This window comes from Trebonia sp. (assembly GCF_049794275.1).
Lineage (GTDB): Bacteria > Actinomycetota > Actinomycetes > Streptosporangiales > Streptosporangiaceae > Trebonia.
Window position 1 is genome coordinate 1 of sequence record NZ_JBARCR010000028.1, and the last position, 5,585, is coordinate 5,585.

General features: G+C 68.6%; 7 protein-coding genes and 1 pseudogene. 2 read left to right on the forward strand and 6 right to left on the reverse strand.

The features are described from left to right. The 6 genes and pseudogenes from WA805_RS00660 to WA805_RS00685 form a co-directional block, all read right to left on the reverse strand. Positions 1-832, reverse strand: an 832-nt coding sequence (locus tag WA805_RS00660; protein ID WP_425241399.1) for a class I SAM-dependent methyltransferase, incomplete at its 3' end; no start/stop codon positions are given. 77 nt (positions 833-909) lie between these two features. Further along, positions 910-1,059 carry a hypothetical protein gene (locus tag WA805_RS00665; protein WP_425241400.1) on the reverse strand — a complete coding sequence of 50 codons (150 nt, stop codon included), beginning with the start codon at positions 1,057-1,059 and terminating at the stop codon, positions 910-912. 510 nt (positions 1,060-1,569) lie between these two features. Continuing rightward, entirely contained in the window at positions 1,570-1,773 is a 204-nt protein-coding gene (locus tag WA805_RS00670; protein WP_425241401.1) for a cold-shock protein, read from the reverse strand. A 354-nt stretch (positions 1,774-2,127) separates the two neighbouring features. Then, positions 2,128-3,174: pseudogene (locus WA805_RS00675) on the reverse strand (RNA polymerase sigma factor); the annotation flags it as partial. Positions 3,175-3,317: 143 nt separating this feature from the next. Further along, positions 3,318-3,893, reverse strand: coding sequence for an RNA polymerase sigma factor (locus WA805_RS00680; protein ID WP_425241402.1), 576 nt, complete (start codon positions 3,891-3,893; stop codon positions 3,318-3,320). 203 nt (positions 3,894-4,096) lie between these two features. Further along, entirely contained in the window at positions 4,097-4,585 is a 489-nt protein-coding gene (locus WA805_RS00685; RefSeq protein WP_422325913.1) for a hypothetical protein, read from the reverse strand. Between the two features lie 333 nt (positions 4,586-4,918). Between WA805_RS00685 and WA805_RS00690 the strand changes: the two genes are divergently transcribed. Then, entirely contained in the window at positions 4,919-5,209 is a 291-nt protein-coding gene (locus WA805_RS00690; RefSeq protein WP_422325912.1) for a DUF6247 family protein, read from the forward strand. Continuing rightward, a complete protein-coding gene (locus WA805_RS00695; protein ID WP_422325911.1) occupies positions 5,206-5,421 on the forward strand; it encodes a hypothetical protein in 216 nt (71 codons plus the stop codon). The genes WA805_RS00690 and WA805_RS00695 overlap by 4 nt, the downstream gene beginning before the upstream one ends. The last annotated feature ends 164 nt before the right edge of the window (positions 5,422-5,585 follow it).

The window sequence follows — 5,585 nt, forward strand, 5'->3', positions numbered from 1 at the left end:
GGCCTGAATCCTTGATCGCCTGGTCCGCCAGGCTGGCTGGGCCGTCAGGCTCCGCCTGGTGGTGGCGGCTCCGGCCGGCGATGACCAGCAGGTGCTCGTCAACCCAGGAGACCTCGGGGCTGGGCAGGCGGGCCAGGAAGGTCGCGATGGCGGCGCGCAGCTCCTGCGGCGTGTAGAAGGAGAATGTCGAGTAGTGGCGCCCCTGGGCCTGGGCCCCGAGCCGCTCGGCCGTGCTCGTGCGCGGGTGCTGGAAGGTCTGTGTTGCGACCATCGTGAGCCCATCGGTGCGCCGGACGGCGTCCCGGATCGCGGCCTGGCTGTGCAGGCGCTGCTCGTGTTCGGTGAAACCCGGGAAGTAGCGGCCCCAGATCGTTCGCGCGTTCTGCTGCGGGGTGCGGGTGTAGATGAACAGCCGGCCGCCGGGCCGCAGCACCCTGGCCGCGTCGGCCAGGAACCGGCCGAGGTCGAAATGGTGAACGCAGTTGAACGCGGTGACCAGATCCAGGCTGGCGGCCCGCAACGGCAGCTCTTCGGCGGCGGCGAGCAGCGGCACCACCCCCGGGGCGTGGCCGCGGGTGCCGGCCGTGAGCTGGGCCAGCATGGCCGCCGAGACGTCGGTTGCGGCCAGCAGCGACCCGGCCGGCAGCAGCTCGCCCAGCAGCCGCGAGTACCGTCCCGTCCCGCAGCCGACATCCAGGCCGGTGACGGGGCGGTCCGGCAGGAACTGGCCGATCGCGCGCACCGGCGCCTCATCGGTGGTGCGCAGCGATTCATAGACGGCCGCTACCCGCCCGAAATGATCGCCCATGGTCACGTCCGGCACCTCCCGCACACTGGGCCCGCTGGGGACCATCAGCCGCCCGCCATGCCCAGTTCACCTACTGTTCACCCGCGACCGGCCGGCAGCCCTCACCGGTGCCCCGCGGCGTACGCGGGACGCCATGAGGGCAAGGTCACCGTGACAGGGCCGGCGACACGGGACGCGATGAGCACCGACGTTCCCGCCGCTTCCCCGTAACCGTTACCCATCTCCCGGTCACGGGCTGCCAGGTCTGCCACCGCACAGCCCCTGCCGGCCCGCGACCATCAGCCAGGTCCTGACCGGGCGCTACCGCCGGCTCATCCCGAAGCGCCCGGCCTCCCGTCCCGGTAGCCGGCCGCAGAGCCCCGCGCTATCCGCAGATGCCGCCGCCGGCCCCTGCCGGCCCGGGACGAACGTGCCACAGGGCCCGGCCAGAGGACGCCAGCGGTCACAGACCGTGGCCGATCCATGGTGATAGCACACACAAAGAACCGCCTAACGGCGCGCCAACAGTCTCTCTGCAGGAGTTCGTCTGTGCCGCGCCGAACGTGGCTTTCTGCGCGGAAGCCGATGATGTCGGCGGGAACGCCGACCTGCGCTCCAGACCTTGACCGGATCGCAGACCCACAGCGCAAGCGGACCAGATGCCGCGTGCGCGGCCATTACCGGTATCAGGCCCCCGCCGAATACGCGCACGCCACTGATACCGGCGGGTCAGCCGGCCGGCCCGGCCAGCGCGCCGCAGCAGCGACACGCCGCGTGATGCCTCAGAGCGGACGGACGTTCTCCGCCTGCGGTCCCTTCTGCCCCTGGGTCGTGTCGAACTCAACCTTCTGGTTCTCATCCAGCGACCTGTAGCCGGAACTCGCGATCGCGGAGAAGTGCACGAACACGTCCGCCGTCCCGTCATCGGGGGCGATGAAACCAAAGCCCTTATCGGCGTTGAACCACTTCACTGTTCCTGTTGCCATCAGTCCACGTCCTCTATCGCCATGCCATGACGCGACCTCGCCGCGCCGACCGCGAGCTTACCGCTCCTGGCTCACGCTACCGGGTCCATCCCCAATTCCCGGTCATCCGCGGCACCGGCCGCCGGGTCAGCCCAACACCCCCGCCCGCGTCAACGCCCTGCCCCGTCACCCGCCCAGTCGCCGCCGCCGACCCCGCTGCCATCCTTGACGACGCCAAGGCTTCACGCTCCAGATCCGCCTTATTGGGCGATGATCTTCGTCGCAATACTTGAATCGCGTCCGCGCACGAATGGATGATCTGCGCAGTCTGGACTGCCGATGCCTGGCGGGCTCGCTGTGCGAAGGCAGGGACTGTCAGGGCTTATGGGGCCGCCCGGTGCCGCCGCGTTCTTCGTCGTTGATGCCATGGCCAGGACGCCGGAGCTTGGACATGGTCTTGGACTCGATCTGCTGGATGCGCTCGCGGCTCACGCCGTAGACCTTGCCGATCTCGTCCAGGGTCTTGGGCTGGCCGTCGGTGAGACCGAACCGCATGGAGATGACCCCCGCTTCCTGTTCGGAGAGCGTGCCGAGGACCGAGTGCAGCTGTTCCTGCAGCAGCGTGAAGCTGACCGCCTCGCCGGGCTGGATGGCCTCGGAGTCCCCGATCAGGTCACCGAACTCGCTGTCGCCGTCCTCGCCCAGCGGGGTGTGCAGCGAGATCGGCTCACGGCCGTACTTCTGCACCTCGATGACCTTTTCCGGGGTCATGTCGAGCTCTACGGCCAGCTCCTCCGGGGTAGGCTCGCGGCCCAGGTCCTGGAGCATCTGGCGCTGCAAGCGGGCGAGCTTGTTGATGACCTCGACCATGTGCACCGGGATCCGGATGGTGCGGGCCTGGCCGGCCATGGCCCGGGTGATCGCCTGCCGGATCCACCAGGTGGCGTACGTGGAGAACTTGTAGCCTTTGGTGTAGTCGAACTTCTCCACCGCCCGGATCAGGCCCAGGTTGCCCTCCTGGATCAGGTCCAGGAACGGCATGCCGCGGCCGGTGTACCGCTTGGCGAGCGACACCACCAGCCGCAGGTTCGCCTCCAGCAGGTGATTCTTAGCCCGGGTGCCGTCCTCGGCGATCCACTCCAGGTCCAGCCGCTGGTCGTCGTTCAGCCGATTGCCGTCAGCGAGCTTCTCCTCGGCGGACAAGCCGGCCTTGATCCGCTTGGCCAGCTCGACTTCCTGCTCGGCGCTGAGCAGCGGCACCTTGCCAATCTGCTGCAGGTAGTCCTTGACCGGGTCGACGCTGGTGCCCGCCACCTGCACCTGGACGGTCGGCAGGTCCTCGTCGTCGTCATCACCTAGAACGAGGATCTCCTCGGGCCCGGCCTTTACTTCGCCGGCTTCCGCGACGGCTCTGTCTTTCGCGTGTGCTAGGAGCCAGGCACGGAACCGGGCACGGCCAGCGTGGGCGTCATATCTCGTGGCGCATTGCCCGGCAAGGTATTCGCCAAGCTCGGGGTAGAAGTCTGCCAAGAACAGGTGCTCATGATCCTGACCTGTGTCAGAGGTCACGGGTGCTCCTTTCCGTTGTCAATCCCGAACGGGTAGTACCGCTCCAGCCCCACCACCAGCTTGCCTCGGGCTGTGTGCAGATGAGCGTGCACGGTGCTCTCTGCGATGCCTAGCTCGGCGGCGATCTCTGAGGCCTTCATGTGGCCCTGCCACCGCATCAGGGCGACCTTTTTCTGTCTTGGCGGCATGTCCTCGATGATCTTCCGCGCCTGCTCCAGCGCTATCGAGTGGAGGGCCCGAGCCGCGGTATCAGACGTGGCGCCCTGGTACCTGGCCAGGATGTCGGGCTGCTTGCGGCGGAAGGCCTCCCTGCGCCGGAAGTCGCTGATGTCCTTATTAGCCAGCGTGCCGAGCAGCCAGGCTCGTTGCTGGCCTCCAGCACGTCTGCGCAACCTCGTCCACGCCCTTGCCGCCGCCTCGAACGTGTCCTGGACCAGATCTGCGGCAAGCTCGCGATCGCCACGAGTGCGCAGGAACGCGTGGCCGAACAACCACCGGTCATGAGCTGCGAAGAACGAGCTCAGCTCAGTGACGTGACGCTGCGGGAGCCGCACCTCGCCGCTACCGTCCATGCCGCACCTCCGGCGGCCTCCGCCCGGCCCGGCTCAGGCTGGAGTGCAGTGAGCTCAACATGCCTATGTAGTCGCGCGGGTGCCGCTAAACCTTTAGTGCCGCGGGGGGCGTTCGCCATCGCCATGACAAGCACACAGAACCGGCCGATACGGGCGCGACTCTGCATACGCCGCGGCCAACTATGAGTCGTACCTACTCGGCGCTATGGCGTCTTGTCGCCAGGGCTCTCGTCCAGATCCCGGCATGCCTGGCGCACTGGGACGCCCGCCCTGCTGGCAGCGGCGCGGATGTAGGCGACCGCCGCGTACATGGCGTATTGCCAGAAGTCGTCGGTCTGCCACGCGGCGACCTCATCCAGCAGGTCTGGCTCAGTCCCGCCGTGGACGGCCGCTGCGGCCAGGACTGCGTACTGAAGCTTCGCGTTCTGCCGTCCGCCGAAGGCGCACTCGGGCAGGAACCGCTCGCGCAGTCCCTCTAGGGGCAGCGGCTCGGCCTGGCTGGCCCCGCACCACTCCAGCGCGTCCGCGGCAAGATGAAGGAACACCTCGCCGGGGAACGTGTCGTTGCGCGGGTGCAGAGGCGCGAGCCCGCTCAGCACCTCGAAGATGTCGGCGTCGCGGACCAGCCCGTCGAGCAGGGCGCGACGGGCAGTCATGGCGTCCTCGGGAGTCGGCCGCTTCGTGCCGGGCATATCAACGACGGTAGACCAGAACCGCCAACCCCTGAGCGGCCTTCGCAGCTGCCGCCCGGCACCAAGAGCAGCCAGCGCGGTGAGACCAACTTCCGCGTCACGCTGAGTCGCGCCTTCCGAGCTGCGCGACGCGCGGGAACCGCCGATATGCTCGGCTGCTGGATACTCGGTGGCCATCAACTCAGGCGTGCAGATCTGGTTGTTCTGTTTCGTCTGCGCCGCCGGGAGGCGCCTGGCCGTGGTGCATGATGAGAACCGAGCCTGGCGGACAGGCGGCTGATGACGCTGGGCCGCTGGTGGTATCCGTCCAGTGCAGGACCGTACTATGACGCCATGACAGCCCGGCCCGCTGAACATCCCGAGGATCCGCTGGATCCGCAGCGGATCCTCGGGGAACTGCCCGGCCGGGAGCGCGCGAACTTCCTCGCCGCCTACCGGGAAGCCCTGGACGGTGCGCGAGATCCTGCCGGGCGGGGGCATCTGCGGCGCGTCTTGCGGCTCTGGAGCGGGATGGTGATCGCCGTGAACCGGCCCGGCTTCTACGAGGCGCAGGAAGCGCTGACCGGGACTGGCGGCGGGATGCTCCTGGAGGATTACATCCGGCTGCGCCGTACCTGGGCGTGAGCTACGGGCCGCACCTGGAGTCCGGCGCGCTCCGGCAGATGTACGGCCTTGCGGAGCAGGCGTTCGACATGCTCGTGACGCTGCTGGCCAGGATCTGCGACGACCCGTACGACCGGTGTTCAGCGCGCCGGCCGGAGTGCCGCGACGGCGGGTCGCCGACGTTGGCGATTTCGGGTTCATCGTATTCGCGGTCGACGAAGCCGCCGGTCTGATCCGCGTTTTCGACCTCGCGTGGGCAGGCTGAGGCCGCACGCCGTTGGGCGGGACGGCGGTCAGGTCAGTGCGGCAGCACCTGCCCGGCGTGATGGAGCTGGCGGGTTGAGCCTGGCGGCGCCGGCATACTCCCCGGGGCACGCGGCCGCAGCCGGGGCAGGTG